Below are 18,032 nucleotides of genomic sequence, written 5' to 3' on the forward strand. Positions count from 1 at the left end.
AGGCCGGGGCATGGAACCCACTCTATTCGCATTCATATGGAAACATTCGAAGAAACAACAGCTTGTGCTGCTGTTTCTTACGGTTCTGTCATTCCCGTTCCTCTATGCCTCGCTGGAGTTGCCCAAGCAGATCATCAACGGGGCCATTGGCGCGCCCAGTGATACGGTGACTGTCCTGGGCTTCTCGGTAACGCAGGTGCAGTATCTGTTGATCCTGTGTTTCGCCTTTTTGGCCACCGTGATTGCCAGCGGGTTGATGAAAATGCGCATCAACACGATGAAGGGCATCCTTGCTGAACGCATGTTGCGCCGTTTGCGGTTCACTTTGATCCATCGCACCATGCGGTTTCCGAAATCCTATTTCGCCACCACCAGTCAGGGTGAGCTGGTGTCGATGATCACCTCTGAGGCCGAACCGATGGGTGGCCTGATGGGCGACGCGATCGCGCAGCCGGTGTTCCAGTTCGGGCAGATGATGACCATCGTCACCTTCCTGTTCATGCAGAGCGTCTGGTTCGGCCTTGCCAGTGTGGCTCTAATCCCTCTACAGGCCTGGCTGATTCCAAAGTTGCAACGCCAGATCAACCTGCTGAACAAGGAACGTATTCAAGAGGTCCGCAACCTCAGTTCAGAAATTGGCGAAAGTGCGGCTGGGATCAGCGATCTGCGCACCAATGGCGGCTGGCGGTATCGGCAGGCGCAGTTCAGTCATCGTTTGGGGCTTTTGTTCGAGATCCGGTTCAAGATCTACAACAAAAAGTTCTTCATGAAGTTCCTCAACAATCTGATCACGCAGATGACGCCGTTTCTGTTCTATTCGGTAGGCGGCTATCTGGCGATCACGGGTGAGGTGACAGTCGGGGCGCTGGTTGCTGCACTTGGGGCCTATAAGGATCTGAGCGGCCCGTGGAAGGACCTGCTGACCTATTACAATCAGGTACAGGACATGTCCCTGCGGTGGGAGGTCGTGACCGAACGCTTTGCGCCTTCAAACATGATCCCTGAAAATCTGTTCGTGGGTGAGCCCGAGACTATTCCGCATCTGACGGGCGATATCGAGTTGCGAAACGTCACCGTGCGCGATGATGACGGCAAGACCATTCTGGAAGATATCGACCTGACCATTCCCAAGGGTGCGCGGGTCGCCATCCAATCGACCCATGCCGCGGAACGAAATGCGCTGGCGCAGGTCCTGACCCGCGAAGTCCTGCCGGTGCAGGGCGACGTGATCATGGCGGGTCACAATCTGAAAGACCTGCATCAGGTCGTGATTGCGGCCCGGATCGGCTATGCCTATTCGCGGCCCTATCTGTTCGACGGCACGCTGGGCGACAATCTGTTAATGCCCCTGCGTCCGCATCCTCAGCATGAGGCCGATGCCGCCGTGGCGCCGACTCGCTGGCAAATCGAAGCTGCCCGCGCTGGAAATCCGACGGATTCGCTGACGGATGAATGGATTGATCCGGGGCTTGCCGGGCTGGACGATGTTGATGACATTCGCGCCTGGTGGTTCCAACTGGTCGAAGCGATGGGTACTGACGAACTTATGCTGCGCCGTACCCTGCGCACACAATTTGATCCCATTTTGCATCCTGATCTGGCGCAGGACGTGGTCAACCTGCGGGGGACGATTGCGGAAAAGCTGCAGGAAAAAGGGCTGGACCAACACGTTTATCGGTTCGACCCGGATCGTTTTAACCCGGCTGTTCCTTTGGGGGGTAACCTGCTCTATGCGACTCCGTCTCGGGATATCACGCCCGAGTCTATGGCGGATGATCGGCGGTTCAAGAACATGCTTGGGATGCATGATCTTGCCGATGACGCCATGTCCATGGCCAGCGCCGTGATGGAAACATTGGATCAGGCCTTTGGCCGCGACGGCACCGATCACCCGCTGTTCCTGCGTCTGGGGATGTCCAAGGACATGTATCACCGTCTGCTCGACATCAAGGATCGGCGTAAGTCGAGAGGAGACAACGGAATTTCCGAGGATGAGCGCGCTTTGCTGCTGACGCTGCCGTTCCTGCTGACGGCTGAGCAGATTGGCCCGGACTTCCCCGAGGAATACAAGGACAAGATTCTGTCAATCCGCAAGGATCAGGCCGAACGGCTGCGTGGGGCGCTGGATGGTATGTTCGTGCCTCTGTCGCCCGACAGCTACATCCCGCGCCTGACGGTGATGGAGAATGCGATTTATGGCCGGGTGTCCCTGATGGCCGGAGCCCATGCCGATGAGATCGAAGATGTCGTTGCTCAGGCCGTGAACGAGGCTGGTCTGCGCCGTCGGGCTGCGTCGACTTTGTACGATCTACCGACCGGGCTGGGCGGAAACAACCTGCCAACCGTGTTTCAAGAGCGCGCGGCGTTTTCCCGCGCGGGGATCAAACGTCCCGATATCCTGATCCTCGACAAGGCATTGGCCAGCCACGATTCCCAAAGCCGTCTGCGCACACGTCTGCGGCTGCGCGAATTGTTGCCCGAATCGATCATGATCTTCATGGAGGATCATTTTGCGCACCCTGAGGCCTATGACTTGTTCATCGAGATCAAGGATGGTCGGATTGACGGTGTCTCGCGCACCCAAACCCACCACGAAGACGGGGCCTCGGCTGATCTGAGTCGCAAGCTGCAGATCATATCCTCGACCGAGCTGTTTTCGGGGCTGGATGCGCGCAATCAGCGGCTGCTGGCCTTTTCGGCACAATGGTACGAGGCTGCGTCGGGGCAGATGATCTTTTCCCGTGGGCAAGCACCCGACGCGGCGTATCTGTGCATCAAGGGGCAGGCCAATCTGGACTGGACCGATGAAAGCGGTGGCACGCGCACTATATCGATCATTGAACCCGGTCGGTTGATCGGCGATCTGTCAATTATCACCGGCGATGTCCGTCAATTGGATCTGACAGCGGCCACAGATTGTACGTTCCTGCGCATCGGAGCAGAGGAATTGCGCGCTGTGATCGAAAGCGATGCGTCGGTCGCGGTTCAGTTGCTGCAAACCGTTGCCGGGTATCTGACCACGTTGTCCACAAGGATCAACACCATCCAACACGCATCTGAGGTGTTCCCTGAAATCCCACAATCCATCGAAGGTGAAAGCTCTGGCAACAATGCCTGACCCTCACGCATATGCCGCCCATGAGGGGCTTGTGGGCGACGCACGCGCCCGGCCCGAACTGTGGCGCCTCGCGGCGGGTCTGGGTATTGTCCTTGTTCTCTATGTGACGTTGAACGCAGTGTTGTTTGCCTTTATCGGGCAATTGCTTCAACCAGATCAGGCGCAGGGTCTTTTGCAAGGAACCTCAACGTCGGCCGCGCTGATTCTGCTGTTGAGTTTCGGTTTCCTGACGCTGGGCGTGGCTATCGCCGCCCGTCAAATGCAGCACCGGTCTCTGGCCGCCATCCTTGGCCCGCGCCGCCTGTTATTGCAACAATTCTGGATGGTCCTGCGTGCCTTGGTGATTCTGGGCCTGATCATGGCGGCCCTGCCACCCTATGGTATGGGTGAGACGCTGACGCAAAACCTGGCCCTGTCCACATGGTTGCTTTTGCTGCCAGTGTCGGTGATTGCGGTCCTGATTCAGACCAGCGCCGAAGAAGTGCTGTTTCGCGGCTATATCCAGCAATGCTTGGCGGCTAGATTCCGATCTCCGGCGATCTGGATGGGAGTACCTTCGGTACTGTTCGCAGCAGGGCATTATGCGCCCGGTGTCACCGGCGAGAATGCCCTTCTGGTGGCCATTTGGGCGTGTATTTTCGGCCTGCTGGCGGCGGATTTGACCGCGAGGTCGGGAACATTAGGACCTGCTATTGCATTGCATTTTCTGAACAATGCGGTCGCGCTTCTGTTCATTTCGCTGCCTGAAACGTTAAGCGGGTTGGCATTGTATCTGCTGCCTTACGACATGTCCGAAACCGGCTCGTTACGGCAATGGCTGTTCGTTGATTTTGCGGTAATGACTGTCAGCTGGTTAACTGCACGTCTTGCGCTCAGGCGTTGATTGCATTTCTTTCCGTTGCGTCTTATTTGACGTCAATGCCGCAAAACAAGGTTCCGACATGAACTGGATCACAAACTACGTCCGTCCCCGGATCAATTCGATCTTCTCGCGCCGGGAAGTGCCCGAAAACCTTTGGCACAAGTGCGATGAATGCGGCACGATGCTGTTCCACCGCGAGCTGGCGGAAAACCAGAATGTATGCACCCAATGTGATCACCACATGGCGATCACCCCGCGGGACCGTTTCGCACACCTGTTTGACGGTGGTATTTTCACCGAGGTCGAAGTTCCCGCACCAACAGCTGACCCGCTGCAATTCCGCGACCAGAAGAAATACCCGGATCGCATGAAAGCAGCCCAGAAAAAGACCGGTGAGTCTGAGGCAATGCTGGTTGCTCGGGGCGAAATCGGGCGCACCCCGATTGTGGCTGCCGCACAGGACTTCTCGTTCATGGGTGGATCGATGGGCATGTATGTCGGCAACGCCATCATCGCCGCCGCGCAAGAGGCGGTGAAATTGAAGCGCCCGTTGATTCTGTTCTCAGCCGCAGGTGGCGCACGGATGCAAGAAGGTATCCTCAGCCTGATGCAGATGCCGCGTACAACCGTGGCCGTTGAGATGCTGAAAGAGGCGAACCTGCCCTATATTGTCGTGCTGACGCATCCCACTACCGGTGGCGTGACCGCATCTTACGCGATGCTGGGCGATGTCCATATTTCGGAACCCAATGCGCTGATCTGTTTTGCAGGGCCGCGCGTGATTGAACAGACCATCCGTGAAAAACTGCCCGAAGGGTTCCAGCGCGCGGAATACCTGCTGGATCATGGCATGTTGGACCGTGTGACCAAGCGGACCGAGATGCGAGAGGAACTGATCACCATTACCCGGATGCTGATGAACCAGCCGCCAGCAGTCAAAGGCGATCTTCCCGCGCCCCAGCCCGAAGAGGCCAAGGCCGAAACCCCAGCCGAGGAAACGGTCGAAGAATGACCAGCCCGACATCTGACGTCATCCTCGACCGGATGATGGCGCTGCATCCCAAGATCATTGACCTGACCTTGGATCGTGTCTGGCGTTTGCTGGCAGCTTTGGACAATCCGCAGGTCAAGCTGCCACCGGTGATCCATATCGCCGGAACCAATGGCAAGGGCTCGACCCAGGCGATGATCCGTGCAGGGTTGGAGGGCGCGGGGCTGTCAGTCCACGCCTATACCTCGCCCCACCTCGCGCGGTTTCACGAACGCATCCGATTGGCCGGAGAGCTGATTTCGGAACCCGCTTTGACCGCCGTTCTGGATGAATGCTACGCCGCCAATGATGGCGAAAACATCACTTATTTTGAGATCACGACCTGCGCGGCCCTGCTGGCTTTTGCACGGACGCAGGCAGATTACACGCTGCTTGAGGTCGGCTTGGGTGGCCGTCTGGATGCCACGAATGTCATACACGAACCGGCCGTAACGGTGATCACGCCAGTTTCGATCGACCACGAACAGTTTCTGGGAGATACGCTGGGCAAGATCGCAGCCGAAAAGGCGGGCATCATAAAACCTAGTGTGCCCTGTATCGTCGGCCCGCAACAGGACGAGGCGCTAGAGGTCATCGAATACACCGCCGCACGCCTGGGAGCGCCGCTGCTGGTCCACGGTCAGCACTGGCATGTGCATGAGGAAAACGGGCGCCTGATCTATCAGGACGAAACCGGGTTGCGTGACCTGCCATTGCCCAACCTGCTGGGTGCGCATCAGATGCAGAACGCAGGTGCTGCGCTGGCCGTTCTACGGTACCTTGATCTGGGCGACGACGCCTACGAGGCCGCAGTGACCCGTGCCGAATGGCCCGCCCGTATGCAGCGCCTGAAAACCGGTCCCCTGGTCGAGGCTGCGCCACAAGCTGAGCTGTGGCTGGATGGTGGTCACAATACCGCCGCCGGAGTAGCACTGGCGGATGTTTTGACCAAACTGCCAGAGCGCCCGACGCATATGATCTGCGGAATGCTCAACACCAAAGACGTGACAGGTTACCTCGCACCGCTCGCAAAACAGGCCCAAAGCCTGACCGCAGTATCGATCCCTGGCGAGGCCGCAACGCTGAGTGCCGAAGACACGGCCGCTGCCGCGGCTAAAGTCAACTTATCCGCCACAACCGCCGACAGTGTTGCCGACGCTCTGAAAGCAATTGTCGGGGAAAACCCACAAGCCCGCGTTCTGATCTGCGGCTCGCTGTATCTGGCGGGAAACATCTTGCGCGAAAACGGCTAAATTCTCTGCCCGCAGGGGCTTCATCTGGCCAAAAATACCTCGGGGGAGCCACGCAAAGCGCGGCGGGGGCTCAGCCCCCTATTTCCCCCAGTCCTGATCCTGCATTTCCCGCAGTCGCGAGGCAGTGCGTTCAAACTCGAACGTCCCTTCGCCTTCGACATACAACATCTCGGGCTCAGCCGCGGCGGAACAGATCAACCGAACCTTGGCCTCGTACAAGGCGTCAATCAATGTGACGAACCGTTTGGCTTCGTTGAAGTTGTTGCGCGACAAGCGCGGGATGTCCTCTAGCACCAGAACCTTCAACTCATCTGCAATTGCCAGGTAATCCGCCGGGCCTAACATGCGACCACACAGATCGTAGAACGTGGCCCGGGCAACTCCGTTCCGAAAGGCCGGCAGCTCGACCGACCGGCCTTTGACGTGCAAGACTAGCGGTTCCGCCGCACCGCCCGACAAATCGGTCCAGACGTCACGAATGTTATGCCGTGCCTCGGGTCCGATTGGGGTGAAGTATACCGGTGCGCCCTCCAGCCGGTTTTGGCGGTAATCTGTGGGGGATACCAGCTCCCACACCTGAAGCTGTTCCTTGATGCGGGCGATGAAAGGCAGGAACAACTGCCTATTCAGCCCGTCCTTGTACAAATCGTCAGGGTGCCGGTTTGACGTGGTCACAACCACAACGCCGCCTTCATAAAGCAGGTCGAACAGACGCCCGACGATCATGGCATCGGTGATATCGATAATCTGCATCTCGTCAAAAGCAAGCAGCCTGACCGAATTCACGACCTCTTTCGCCACCGGAGCCAAGGCATCCTCGACCCCATCCTGACGGGCTTTGTGCATGCCGGCATGAATTTCCTGCATGAACGCATGAAAATGCACTCGACGCGCAGGAATATCCTCCAGCGCATCGACAAACATATCCATCAACATGGATTTCCCGCGCCCCACGCCACCCCAAAGATACAACCCCTCGGGCGGGGGCGGAGCCTTGCGGAACAACCCGCGTTTAACCGGGGCGGACAGCGCCGCGCGGATGCGTTCGAAATGGGGTAGGACGGCCTCTTGCGCATCGTCCCGGGTCAGGCTGCCCTCGGCAATGCGGGCGTTGTAAATCGAAATCAGATCCGTCATGGGACCGAGCCATAGCGCCCACGTTGAGCCTTGAAAAGCGGCCATTTCCCACGACCCATCAAAATTACTTATCCGTGACCGCAAATCTGCTGATTTGACCAGCTGTTCAAATCCGCTACCGTCCGTCGAACCGATACCCCCGAGGTCCCTATGTCGCATTCTACGCGCCTGCTGAATCCGATCCTGATCGTAGGATGTATTATCATCACGGTCAGCTTTGCCGTGCGGGCGTCGTTCGGAGTGTTCCAGATTCCAATTGCCACTGAGTTTGGTTGGCTACGCACCGATTTCTCGCTGGCCATCGCGATCCAGAACCTGGCCTGGGGGATTGGACAGCCGATCTTTGCTGCAATGGCTGAAAAGATTGGCGACCGGAAAGCCATCATTCTTGGCGCGTTGACCTATGCGGCTGGTATGGTTCTGTCGGCTTGGTCTGTAACGCCGTTTGGTCATCAAATGTATGCGTGGCTGGTTGGATTTGGCATCGCGGGCACGGGATTTGGTGTCGTACTGGCGGTGGTCGGGCGTGCGTCGTCCGACAAGAACCGCTCGATGTCTTTGGCCATTGTCACGGCGGCGGGCAGTTTCGGACAGGTGATTGGCGCGCCGACGGCAGAATGGTTGCTGAGCTTCCTAGCTTGGCAACAGGTATTCCTTGTCTTTGCGGCCGCGATCCTGGGCCTAGTACTAACGCTGCCTTTCATGCGCGCGCCGCAACCGGTCAGTAAGGCCGAGCTTGAGGAAAGCATGGGCGAAATTCTGGGAAAAGCGTTGCGGGACCCGTCTTATGCGCTGATCGCCTTGGGCTTCTTTAGCTGCGGCTACCAGCTTGGTTTTGTTACCGCACATTTCCCGGCCTTCGTGACCGAGATGTGTGGCCCGATTCAACCCGGCGGAGTCCTGCACTCTATCGGAGTTACGACGACCTCGGCCTTGGGGGCTGTTGCGATTTCTCTCATCGGGTTGGCCAATATAGGCGGCACTCTACTGGCGGGGTGGGCTGGGAAACATTTCCCCAAGAAATATCTACTGGCTGCCGTCTACGCCGGAAGAACTCTCGCAGCGGCCGCGTTCATTCTGTGCCCGATCACACCGTTGACGGTCATCGCATTTTCACTGGTCATGGGCTCGCTGTGGTTGGCGACGATTCCACTTACCTCAGGGCTTGTCGCGCATCTGTTCGGGCTGAGATATATGGGCACTCTGTATGGCATCGTCTTCCTCAGCCACCAGATCGGCAGCTTTTTGGGCATCTGGCTGGGCGGGCGCATGTATGACATTTATAGCGACTACACGATGGTCTGGTGGATTGGTGTGGCCGTTGGTGCCCTCAGCACCATTGTCCAACTGCCCATCCGTGAAAATCGACCGGTTGCAGTGGTGGCCTGATCCGGGCCACTGCGGATTTGTCAGCGTAGTTCCGCTTCGGTGTTTCCGCCATCGACGGTTACGACATGACCCGTGGTCCGTTCCATTTTGGCCAGTGCCGCAAAGGCGCAGGCGACATGGACGGCTTCGACCTCGCGCCGCAGCAGGTTGCCTTCCATATAGGTATCGGTCGTAACCCCGCGCGCCTTGGCGCGTTCATTGATGAAATCATCCGTCAGCAACCCGGACCGGATGCGGTCGGCATTGACGCCATTGACCCGCACCCCGAACTCAGCGAGTTCCAGTGTCAGTTGCCGCAGCAGGAACAGCGTGGCCGCCTTGGGCGTGCCGTAGGCGCCCATGTTCCGGCCTGGATTGATCGCTTGTTTTGAGATGTTGAACAGAATCTGCCCGCCGCGACCCTGCGCCTGCATCACGCGGGCCGCGCTGAGGGCAAAAGATTTGTGCGCAAAGAAGTTTAACTCAAACGCGGCGCGGAACGCTTGATCGCTCAGCTCCAATAGCGCGCCGCCGGTGGCAGACCCTGCATTGCTGACAAGGATATCGAGGCCTCCGAACCGCTGAACGGCAGCCTGAACCGCAGCATTGGCCGCACCCTCCTGCGTGATGTCGCAGGCATGGGTGGCATGCCACCGTCCCAGCGATTTGCCTGCCTCGGCCAGAGCGGTTTCGTCCCGGTCCACTAGCAGAACATTTGACCCTTCACGGGCGAACGCCTTCGCCGTTGCCAGTCCGATTGCCCCTGCTCCTCCCGTGACCACGACCACCTTGCCCTGAAAGGCAGGGCGCTTACCCTTACCGAGTTTGGCCTGTTCTAGTGACCAGTATTCGCAGTCGAACTGGTCTTTCTCGTCCAGCGGGTAATATCCACCTGCATCTTCTCCAACAGCACGGACCCGCAGGTTTTGTTCGGCCAGATCAGCGGCGATGGAGGCCGCCTTGGCATTCACACCCATTCCGACCACGCCGATCCCTTCGACCCAGGCATGTTTCGGGTCGGTCGATAGGATTTTCTTGGGCTCGTCAGTCTGCGCCGCCTGACGTTCAAAATAGGCGCGGTAGGTTTCGGCGAATGCCTTGACCTTTTCCTTCAGTCGCGCAGGCCCACCCGACAGATCATGCGTGCGCAGCACCAGCGGAACCCCCTTGGTGCGCAAGACATGGTCGGGCGAAGCCATACCGCGCGCCGCCAAGGCCTCAATATCCGTCCGGTTAAAAAACGCCATCACGTCAGATCCGTTGCGCAGGTCAAACACCGGCATTGGATCGTCGCGCCCGGCTGAGACATCGGCAATGGCTCCGCGCAGGGCGGGCAGCACATCCAGATTATCCGCAGGATCGCGCACGCCCAGGGGCGTTAACTCTTTCATACTGAAATAGGCGGCGACCTCGTTGGTATGCGCTACGATCCGGTCATAGCTTTCCCGCGCATTCTCTCCGAAAGTGAAATGCCCGTGCTGCAACAGCAGCAACCCCTCAACTTCAGGGTTTTCCTCAAATACCTCAGCGGCTTTTTTTGCCAGCCCGAAGCCCGGCATGATGTAAGGGACAATGCCCAAACGATCACCAAAAATCTCGCGGCAAACCTCGGCAGCGTTGGGCAGGTTTGCCAGAACCAGAAACGGTGTAGCATGCGTATGATCGACGTATTTATGCGGCAGAAACGCGTGCAGCAGCGTTTCGACCGACGGATTGGGTGAACCTGAATCCAGCAGGTTGGCACGCTGCACGTTCACCATGTCGAAATCAGACAAACGATCCAGTGCGCGCAGCTTCATCAGTGGATCAAGCCAAACGCCGGGAAGCCCCGGTGGCTCAATCGTGTCCAGATCCCAGCCCGAGCCCTTTACGTGAAGGACACGCTGCATGTGACCAAACAGATCGGGGCGTTCCAATTTGACCGAGGTGTTTCCGCCCCCATGCATCAGCAGGTCGGGGTTTTGACCGATCAGACGCGACGTGTAGATACGCTCGCCCAGCTCCTGATCCGCAGGGTCCGCACCCGCGTTCTGACGCCATTTCTCGGCCTCATCCGCCTTGTACCAGTTTTCAATCATCGCTTTTCCCAGCCCATTTCTTCAACGCCTCTACAAGCGGTGGCCGCACCTTCCGGAATGCCTGAAAACAATTTGTTAACCGGCGCGCTCGGGAAACAGCTCCGCAAGCCCCTCGGCGGATGCATCGCAGATGCCGCGTTCGGTGATCAGACCCGTCACAAGCCGGTTGGGCGTGACATCAAATGCCGGGTTGCCGCCCTCGGTTCCGTTTGGTGTGATCCGGACATCTTCAACGGCCCCGAGATCGTCCACGCCCATGATGTGAGTCACTTCGCGCTGATCGCGCTCTTCAATCGGAATCTCCGCCACGCCGTCCAGCACGGTCCAGTCGACGGTGGGCGAGGGCAGGGCGACATAGAATGGTACACCGTTGTCATTGGCCGCCAGTGCCTTGAGATAGGTCCCGATCTTGTTACAGACGTCCCCTTGTGCTGTTGTGCGATCGGTTCCGGTGATTACCGCATCGACCAGCCCGTGCTGCATCAAATGCCCGCCTGCATTGTCGACGATATAGCGATGGGGAATACCGTGCTCGCCCAGCTCCCACGAGGTCAGCGCGCCCTGATTGCGGGGCCGGGTTTCATCGACCCAGACCTGAACGGGAATGCCGGCCTCATGTGCGTGGTACATGGGGCTGGTGGCGGTGCCCCAATCTACTGTGGCCAGCCATCCGGCGTTGCAATGGGTCAAAAGACGCACCGGCTCGCCTTTAGGCTTGCGAGCGGCAATCTCCTTGATCAGGTCCAGCCCGTGCCTTCCGATTGACGCGTTGATTTCGACATCCTCATCCGCAATCTCCTGCGCCAGCGCCCAGGCGTAGCCCGCACGGTCGCTGAGGGCCAAAGGCATCAACGCGTCCCGGCACCGATCCAGCGCCCAACGAAGGTTGATCGCCGTGGGCCGCGTGGCATACAGAATCTCGTAAGCGGCGTCAAATGAGGCATCAGAAGCGTCGCGCGACATCTGCTCGGCAATCCCGAAAGCGGCGGTCGCGCCAATCAGCGGCGCGCCACGAACCCACATCTCGCGGATCGCCGCGGCAAATTCGTCCAACGATTTGATCGTGACAACCCGAAACTCATGCGGCAACCACCGCTGATCGATGATCCGAACCTCTCTGGCCGCTTTGTCCCACCAAATCGACCGGTAATGATCGCCGTTCACCTTCATTATGCCGTCTCCCGTTTCAAATGCGCGCTCCTGTTTGGGCTTGAGTGTCCGGGTTGTGGTCGTAATGCGCAAGTGAAAGCTGCCGCCAAATCAGGGATGTGACGTTTTGGCCTTTCCCGCGCGACAGATGGATAAGCTACCGGCGAAGCGCGGCCCTGATCTCGCGTTCCAGCGCGTCCAGAAACCGGGATCGGTCGGCTTTCCCAAAAGGTTTACCGCCACCACCGGCACCCAGCGGGTTGGCGGCGCGCAGATCGGCCATCAGATCGCGCATCGCCAGTTGCTGACCTATATTGGCAGCCGTGAATGCCTCACCATTGGGGCGCAACACCCGCGCGCCGGCCTCGACGCATTTTGCAGCCAGAGGGATGTCCGACGTCACCACCACATCCCCTGATCCACAGCGTTCCGCGATCCACTTGTCGGCTTCATCAGCGCCCTCGGACACGATGACGACCTGCACCAAAGGATTGGCCGACGGCCGCAGCCCACCATTCGAGACCAATGCCACCGGCACCTTGTGGCGTGTCGCCACCCGCTCGGCTTCGGCCTTCACAGGACAGGCATCGCCATCGACATACAGGGTGGTCACGCCTTCTTGGCCTGTTTCTTGGCGGGTTCTGCGGGTTTCTTGCGCACCTTGAACTCTTCGGGGATCGGCATCCGGTTGAACGCGTCCAGACCGGCGATCTTGTAGGCTTCGGCCAAGGTCGGGTAGTTGAACGTGTTCTGCACGAAGTAGTCCACCGTGCCTTTCAGGTTCAGCACCGCCTGCGCGATATGGATTAACTCAGTCGCCCCTTCGCCCACGATCTGCACGCCCAGCACCCGGCGGGTTTTCAGCGAGAACAGCATTTTCAGCATGCCATGCTCCAACCCCATGATATGCCCGCGCGAGGTTTCGCGGAATCGTGCGACACCAACCTCATATGGGATGCCGCGTTCCTCCAATTCTTCCTCGGACATACCGCAGGTGGAAATCTCGGGCACCGAATAGATGCCATATGGATACCAAGGGCTTTCTGGCAGTGTGGGGGTGTCCAACGCATGACAGGCCGCGACACGGCCCTGTTGCAACGAAGTTGAGGCCAACGACGGGTGCCCGATCACATCGCCGGTGGCATAGATGTGCGGCACAGTGGTCTGATAGGTTTTGCGGTCCACCTTGATGCGGTTGCGATGGTCCGTCTCCAAACCAACTGAGTTCAAATTCAGCGCCGAGGTCGCACCCATGCGCCCGGCCGCAAACAGCAGCATTTCAGCACGGACATGGCGGCCATTATCGAGTGTGACTTCGACATGATCCCCTGTGTCCTCGATCTTTTCCACGGCAGAGCCCAGCCGCAGATCGACGCCGTTTTCGCGAATTTGATGGGTGAAATCGTGGATCAACCGCTTGTCGATGAAATCAAGGAAGGTTTCGCGCGGCTCGATCAGGGTCACGCGCACATCCAGTGCCGAGAACATCGTGGCATATTCAACGCCGATTACCCCCGCGCCGATCACGACAAGCGAGCGCGGAATCTCGGCCATTTCCAGAAAGTCATCGCCGTCGACCACGGTTTTGCCGTTAAAGGGCACGTAATCCGGTCGGTAGGTTTTGGTCCCTGTGGCGATCAGGAACTTGGCTGCAGTCAGGCGTGTGGTTTCACCGGCATCAGTGGCGACCTCAATCTCATGGGGGCCGACGAACCTGGCCAGACCGTTCAGGGTTTCCACGTGGTTGCGGTTGAACTGATGTTCCAGCACGTCAACCTCGTGATCCAGCGTCATGTGCAGACGCGCCTTGAGGTCTTCGGCGCGGATTTGATCCTTGACCCGGTAAGACCGGCCATAAAAACTGCGCTCGCGCCAGCCGGACAGGTTTAGCACCGTTTCGCGCAAGGTTTTCGAGGGGATTGTGCCGGTATGAACCGACACGCCGCCAAATCGGTCTTTGCGGTCAATCACCAGCACACGACGTTTCAGTTTGCCCGCCTGGATTGCCGCGGAACGCCCTGATGGCCCTGACCCGATGATGATCAGGTCATAGTCAAATTTGCTCATCCGTCAGTCCCCGTACAGCGCTTCGGCGTGGAAGGTGATGTGGTCTTCCATGAAGGTCGATACAAAGAAATACGAGTGATCATAGCCCGGTTGTAAACGATAGGTTGCCTGCTGGCGTCGTTCCGCGATGGCTGTCGCCAGCGCCTCGGGACGCAGTAGGTCGATGAACTGATCATTTGCACCGGTGTCGATCAGGATCGGTCCGTCAAAGCCAACCTCTTTCATCATCAGCGAGGCATCGTGCTTGGCCCAGGCAGCTTCGTCATTACCCAGATAGGCGCTCAGCTGTTTGCGCCCCCAATCCGCGCCGGTCGGGTTCGAAATCGGCGCGAAGGCCGAAACCGACCGAAACCGACCTGGCAAGTTCATCGCCAGGGTCAGCGCCCCGTGGCCACCCATTGAATGACCAGTGATCGCTTGACGATCCATGTCGATGGCGAAGTTTTCTGCCAGCAGGTTCGGCAGTTCCTCGGCCACGTAGTTCCACATGTTAAAATGCGGTGCCCATGGGGTTTGTGTTGCATTCACATAGAATCCAGCGCCCTGGCCCAGATCATAGTCATCGTGATCGGCCACGCCTTCACCCCGTGGAGAGGTGTCGGGGAACACAACGGCAATGCCTTGTTCGGCTGCCCAGGCCTGCGCACCGGCCTTGGTCATGGCGTTTTCGTGTGTGCAGGTCAGGCCAGACAAATACCACAGGACGGGAACCGGGCCGTCCTTCGCCTCGGCAGGTAGAAACAGACCAAAGGTCATGTCGCATTGGCAGGCTGACGACGCATGGCGGTAGACGCCCTGCACGCCACCGAAACAGGCGTTTTCCGAAAGGGTTTCCATCTGGCAGAGTCCTTAAATTTAGATCGCGTTATGGCTAACGATCCAAGGACGCCGCGTAAAGGCCGCACGACTTCGGCGCGCATTTTTTTGAATGCTTTGGCTCAGAGCGTCCCAACCCAGGCGATGACCACCGGCACGGTCAGGATACTGACCGCAGTCGACAGCAGGATCGCTGCCGAGGCCCGGTGCGGGGCCACACGGTAGTGGGCCGCCAGCATGTAAACATTTCCGGCCACCGGCAGCGCCGCTGCCGCAATTGCGACCGTGGCGGAAAAGGCATCGACTGGCATCAACCACAGCAGCACCACGGCCACACAAGCCGGGTGAATGACCAACTTGCAAAAACTCAGCCATGCCGCAACCTGAATGCGTTCGGCGGACTTGGACGCCAAAGAGGCCCCAATTGCAAACAAAGCCCCCGGTGTGGCCGCCCCGCCCAGAATGGTCAGAAAATCATTGAGTGCCGCCGGAACCGGCATTTGCAAAGCCGACCACAGAAGCCCTGCGGAAATCGAAACGATCATTGGGTTCTTCAACAATCCCAACCCAATCAGGCGCAACGTTGCCGGGGTCAGCCGCCCGTCGCGCCCCGCGTTGATCAAAATCACGATCAAGGACGAAAACACCACGAGATCAACGGTCAGAACCAGCATGACCGGCCCAATGGCGGCCTCGGACAACAACAGCGCCAGCATCGGTAGTCCCAGAAAGCCGACATTTCCGATGGCGGCACATTGGGCCTCGACCGCCGCGGTAGGAATATCAAGCCTGCGAACCCAGGCCACTCCAGTTGCCAGACCATACACGGCGAGAGTTCCCAGCAGATAGCCCGCCATCAGCCGACCATTGAAAATGTCGGCAAAGGGCAGGGTGGCGGCAAAGCGAAACAGCATCGCCGAAAGTGCGAAATAGAACACGAACTTTGTCAGATAGGCTGTCGCGTCTTCGGTGAAAAAGCGGCTGCGCCCGGCCCAGTATCCCAGGCCGATGATTGCAAAAAACGGAAGCGTGCGCAGAAATATTTCGACCATGCCCAAAGTGTTAGCATCGTTTGACCGCGCAGCAAGCCTTGAACGACAACGACCGGAAGCCGCGGGTTTGCGGGGCAAAACATTCAGAATTCACATTCCGTTACGCAACGGGACAACGCGAATCGTTGTATCTGTACTGATCGGTTTATAGTTTGAGGGGAACATTAACCCTAGGAGAGCTCATGACTCAGACAGCCGCCATCCTTCGCACGGGCCGCAAATTCGATCAGGTTTTGCGCGGAGCCCGAGAAGTTTTCATGGCGGATGGGTTCGAAGGTGCCAGCGTCGATGACATCGCTCGAGCGGCGGGCGTGTCCAAGGCGACGCTCTACAGCTACTTCCCCGACAAGCGTCTGCTGTTCATGGAAGTCGCCCAGACCGAATGCAAGCGTATGGCTGAAAGAGTCATTTCGATGATCGACGACTCCAAACCTGCGCGCGAAGTGTTGACGATCACGGCGACGCAGCTAACCGCATTTCTAGTGTCCGATTTCGCGCAGCAGGTATTTCGTATCTGCGTGGCCGAGCGGGATCGGTTCCCTGAATTGGGCCAAGCGTTTTACGAATCCGGACCTCAGAATGGCCAGCGTCATATGGTCGAATATTTGGAAAAGGCCGTTCAAAAAGGCGAATTGGTAATCGAAGATGTTCAGATTGCAGCCGAACAGTTCTCAGAACTGTGCAAGGTTCGCTTCTGGACCAAAGCCGCGTTGGGCATCCAGACCAATTTCAAACAATCCGAGATTGATGAGATCGCGTTGCACGCAGTGGACATGTTCATGGCGCGTTACGGCGTCTGACACTTAAGCACCCATTGATACTGGTTGGATCGGGACAACGATCTCAGAAATGCCTGCGCCCAAATCGCGGGCGCAGGCAGCCGTAATCACTCGATAAAGGTCTTGGCCAACCGATCGCTGATGGGTTGCGACAGATAGCTTATGACGGCGCGTTCGCCGGTATTGACGAACAAATCTGCGGGCATGCCGGGCACCAGTTCCAATGCGGCCACGTCTCGCGGTTGTTCGGCATTCAGCTTTACCCGCGCCTTGTAATAGGCTTCGCCGGTGCGTTCATCCTCAAGCGCATCGGCTGAGATGTCGAAGATATGCCCCAAAGCTTCGGGCACGTCCGCTTGCGCAAAGGCCGACAGGCGGATGCGCGTGGATTGACCGATCCGCAGCTTGTCAATGTCGCCGGTCTTGACCCGCGCCTCGACGATCAGGGCCTGATCGGCTGGGACGATATCCATGATTGGCGCACCCGGGCGGATCACCCCGCCATTGGTTGACACTTCCAAATTCACAACGCGTCCGCTGGTCGGGGCCAGAACCTGTGTTCGCTTCAGGCGTGCCAGCGTGCCCGCGAATTGCGGTCGAACCAGATCAAGCTGGGCCTCAACAACAGCCAACTCTCCGGCGAGGACCTCATCGCGTAGTTTTTGCTGGCTGAGCAGGGACAGCTCCAACTCTTGCACCTGATCTTCGGCCTGGGCGATCTGGGTGCGCAATGATGCGTCAACGCCAGCCAGCCGTTCCAACTCGATCTGCCGTGCGCTGACCCGCGTGGCGGCGACCAGACCCTTATTCAACAGCGTCTCTAAGTTGGACAACTCAACCCGCGTGATCTTGATCTGGTTCCGGGCCGCGCGGCGCTGTTCATCCAGACCTGTGACCTGGTTGCGTAGGCCCGCGATACGTTGCGCGTTGATCTGCGCTTCGGTCCGGCGGGCACGGGCTTCGGCGTCAAATAGTTGTTTCTGGGTCAGGTAGGGCGACACCCAATGCAGGCGGTCCATTCCTTCGCGGAATCCCGCCAGGGCGGTGGTTTCTTCAAATTGGCCGTCTGTGACCAGGATCGACTGAATTATGCCGCCGTCCAGATGTTCGACCGTTTTGCGTTGGCCCTCTACCACAAAGGATGCGGGTGCAACCACGGCACCATCGAGTTTCGAGGCAAAGGCCCAATAGGCGCTGCCGCCGACGAATACCGCCAGGGTGAACAGGCCGAACAGGACATAGCGGGCGATGCCAGGGGAACTGTCAGAAATCTCTTTCAGCTGTGTCTCGTGAAATCCCACGGCTGTGCGAGGGGCTGAGTAT

14 protein-coding genes are annotated in these 18,032 nt (G+C 58.4%); 6 read left to right on the plus strand and 8 right to left on the minus strand.

The window, feature by feature from the left end:
* Positions 1-10: 10 nt before the first annotated feature.
* Genes ACR0B8_RS13615 through ACR0B8_RS13630 form a run of 4 tightly spaced genes read left to right on the plus strand, consistent with a single transcriptional unit; the run spans position 11 to position 6,263 of the window.
* The gene (locus tag ACR0B8_RS13615) at positions 11-3,118 is read left to right on the plus strand and encodes an ABC transporter transmembrane domain-containing protein (protein ID WP_480658720.1); all 3,108 of its coding nucleotides are present in this window, start codon (positions 11-13) and stop codon (positions 3,116-3,118) included.
* Positions 3,111-4,001 (plus strand): CPBP family intramembrane glutamic endopeptidase, encoded by an 891-nt coding sequence (locus ACR0B8_RS13620; RefSeq protein ID WP_170394654.1) that lies wholly within the window; start codon positions 3,111-3,113, stop codon positions 3,999-4,001. Before ACR0B8_RS13615 ends, ACR0B8_RS13620 begins: the two co-directional genes overlap by 8 nt.
* A 58-nt stretch (positions 4,002-4,059) precedes the next feature.
* On the plus strand, positions 4,060-4,992 hold the full coding sequence (gene accD / locus ACR0B8_RS13625; protein ID WP_170361659.1) for an acetyl-CoA carboxylase, carboxyltransferase subunit beta: 933 nt from the start codon (positions 4,060-4,062) through the stop codon (positions 4,990-4,992).
* Complete coding sequence (locus ACR0B8_RS13630; RefSeq protein ID WP_170361661.1) at positions 4,989-6,263, plus strand: bifunctional folylpolyglutamate synthase/dihydrofolate synthase; 1,275 nt, start codon at positions 4,989-4,991, stop codon at positions 6,261-6,263. The genes accD and ACR0B8_RS13630 overlap by 4 nt, the downstream gene beginning before the upstream one ends.
* 78 nt (positions 6,264-6,341) lie before the next feature.
* Here ACR0B8_RS13630 and zapE read toward each other — a convergent pair whose 3' ends face one another.
* Positions 6,342-7,400, minus strand: coding sequence for a cell division protein ZapE (gene zapE, locus ACR0B8_RS13635; RefSeq protein ID WP_170361662.1), 1,059 nt, complete (start codon positions 7,398-7,400; stop codon positions 6,342-6,344).
* Between the two features lie 150 nt (positions 7,401-7,550).
* On the opposite strand from zapE, the gene ACR0B8_RS13640 reads away from it, so the two are divergent.
* A complete protein-coding gene (locus ACR0B8_RS13640) occupies positions 7,551-8,789 on the plus strand; it encodes an MFS transporter (RefSeq protein WP_170361665.1) in 1,239 nt (412 codons plus the stop codon).
* 20 nt (positions 8,790-8,809) lie between these two features.
* On the opposite strand, the gene ACR0B8_RS13645 is transcribed toward ACR0B8_RS13640, so the two are convergent.
* The 6 genes from ACR0B8_RS13645 to ACR0B8_RS13670 all read right to left on the minus strand — a co-directional run bounded on the left by ACR0B8_RS13645 (position 8,810) and on the right by ACR0B8_RS13670 (position 15,930).
* Positions 8,810-10,846, minus strand: coding sequence for a bifunctional aldolase/short-chain dehydrogenase (locus ACR0B8_RS13645; protein WP_170361667.1), 2,037 nt, complete (start codon positions 10,844-10,846; stop codon positions 8,810-8,812).
* Between the two features lie 75 nt (positions 10,847-10,921).
* Entirely contained in the window at positions 10,922-12,016 is a 1,095-nt protein-coding gene (gene mtnA, locus ACR0B8_RS13650) for an S-methyl-5-thioribose-1-phosphate isomerase (protein WP_170361669.1), read from the minus strand.
* Positions 12,017-12,152: 136 nt separating this feature from the next.
* Complete coding sequence (locus ACR0B8_RS13655) at positions 12,153-12,608, minus strand: YaiI/YqxD family protein (RefSeq protein WP_170361671.1); 456 nt, start codon at positions 12,606-12,608, stop codon at positions 12,153-12,155.
* Positions 12,605-14,062, minus strand: coding sequence for a Si-specific NAD(P)(+) transhydrogenase (sthA, locus tag ACR0B8_RS13660; protein WP_170350050.1), 1,458 nt, complete (start codon positions 14,060-14,062; stop codon positions 12,605-12,607). Before sthA ends, ACR0B8_RS13655 begins: the two co-directional genes overlap by 4 nt.
* 3 nt (positions 14,063-14,065) lie before the next feature.
* A complete protein-coding gene (fghA, locus tag ACR0B8_RS13665) occupies positions 14,066-14,899 on the minus strand; it encodes an S-formylglutathione hydrolase (RefSeq protein WP_480658716.1) in 834 nt (277 codons plus the stop codon).
* A 101-nt stretch (positions 14,900-15,000) separates the two neighbouring features.
* A complete protein-coding gene (locus tag ACR0B8_RS13670; RefSeq protein WP_170394637.1) occupies positions 15,001-15,930 on the minus strand; it encodes an AEC family transporter in 930 nt (309 codons plus the stop codon).
* A 182-nt stretch (positions 15,931-16,112) separates the two neighbouring features.
* Between ACR0B8_RS13670 and ACR0B8_RS13675 the strand changes: the two genes are divergently transcribed.
* Complete coding sequence (locus tag ACR0B8_RS13675; protein WP_170350053.1) at positions 16,113-16,730, plus strand: TetR/AcrR family transcriptional regulator; 618 nt, start codon at positions 16,113-16,115, stop codon at positions 16,728-16,730.
* Between the two features lie 86 nt (positions 16,731-16,816).
* Here the strand turns inward: ACR0B8_RS13675 and ACR0B8_RS13680 are convergent, their stop codons facing one another.
* Positions 16,817-18,010, minus strand: coding sequence for an HlyD family type I secretion periplasmic adaptor subunit (locus ACR0B8_RS13680; protein ID WP_480658714.1), 1,194 nt, complete (start codon positions 18,008-18,010; stop codon positions 16,817-16,819).
* Positions 18,011-18,032: the final 22 nt, after the last annotated feature.

The sequence above is a fragment of the Ruegeria sp. BH6 genome (genome assembly GCF_056538105.1).

Bases quoted from the DNA above. Each gene is read 5' to 3' on its own strand.
- ACR0B8_RS13615 (WP_480658720.1), top strand. From the start codon at position 11: ATGGAACCCACTCTATTCGCATTCATATGGAAACATTCGAAGAAACAA.
- ACR0B8_RS13620 (WP_170394654.1), top strand. From the start codon at position 3,111: ATGCCTGACCCTCACGCATATGCCGCCCATGAGGGGCTTGTGGGCGAC.
- accD (WP_170361659.1), top strand. From the start codon at position 4,060: ATGAACTGGATCACAAACTACGTCCGTCCCCGGATCAATTCGATCTTC.
- ACR0B8_RS13630 (WP_170361661.1), top strand. From the start codon at position 4,989: ATGACCAGCCCGACATCTGACGTCATCCTCGACCGGATGATGGCGCTG.
- zapE (WP_170361662.1), bottom strand. From the start codon at position 7,400: ATGACGGATCTGATTTCGATTTACAACGCCCGCATTGCCGAGGGCAGC.
- ACR0B8_RS13640 (WP_170361665.1), top strand. From the start codon at position 7,551: ATGTCGCATTCTACGCGCCTGCTGAATCCGATCCTGATCGTAGGATGT.
- ACR0B8_RS13645 (WP_170361667.1), bottom strand. From the start codon at position 10,846: ATGATTGAAAACTGGTACAAGGCGGATGAGGCCGAGAAATGGCGTCAG.
- mtnA (WP_170361669.1), bottom strand. From the start codon at position 12,016: ATGAAGGTGAACGGCGATCATTACCGGTCGATTTGGTGGGACAAAGCG.
- sthA (WP_170350050.1), bottom strand. From the start codon at position 14,062: ATGAGCAAATTTGACTATGACCTGATCATCATCGGGTCAGGGCCATCA.
- fghA (WP_480658716.1), bottom strand. From the start codon at position 14,899: ATGGAAACCCTTTCGGAAAACGCCTGTTTCGGTGGCGTGCAGGGCGTC.
- ACR0B8_RS13670 (WP_170394637.1), bottom strand. From the start codon at position 15,930: ATGGTCGAAATATTTCTGCGCACGCTTCCGTTTTTTGCAATCATCGGC.
- ACR0B8_RS13675 (WP_170350053.1), top strand. From the start codon at position 16,113: ATGACTCAGACAGCCGCCATCCTTCGCACGGGCCGCAAATTCGATCAG.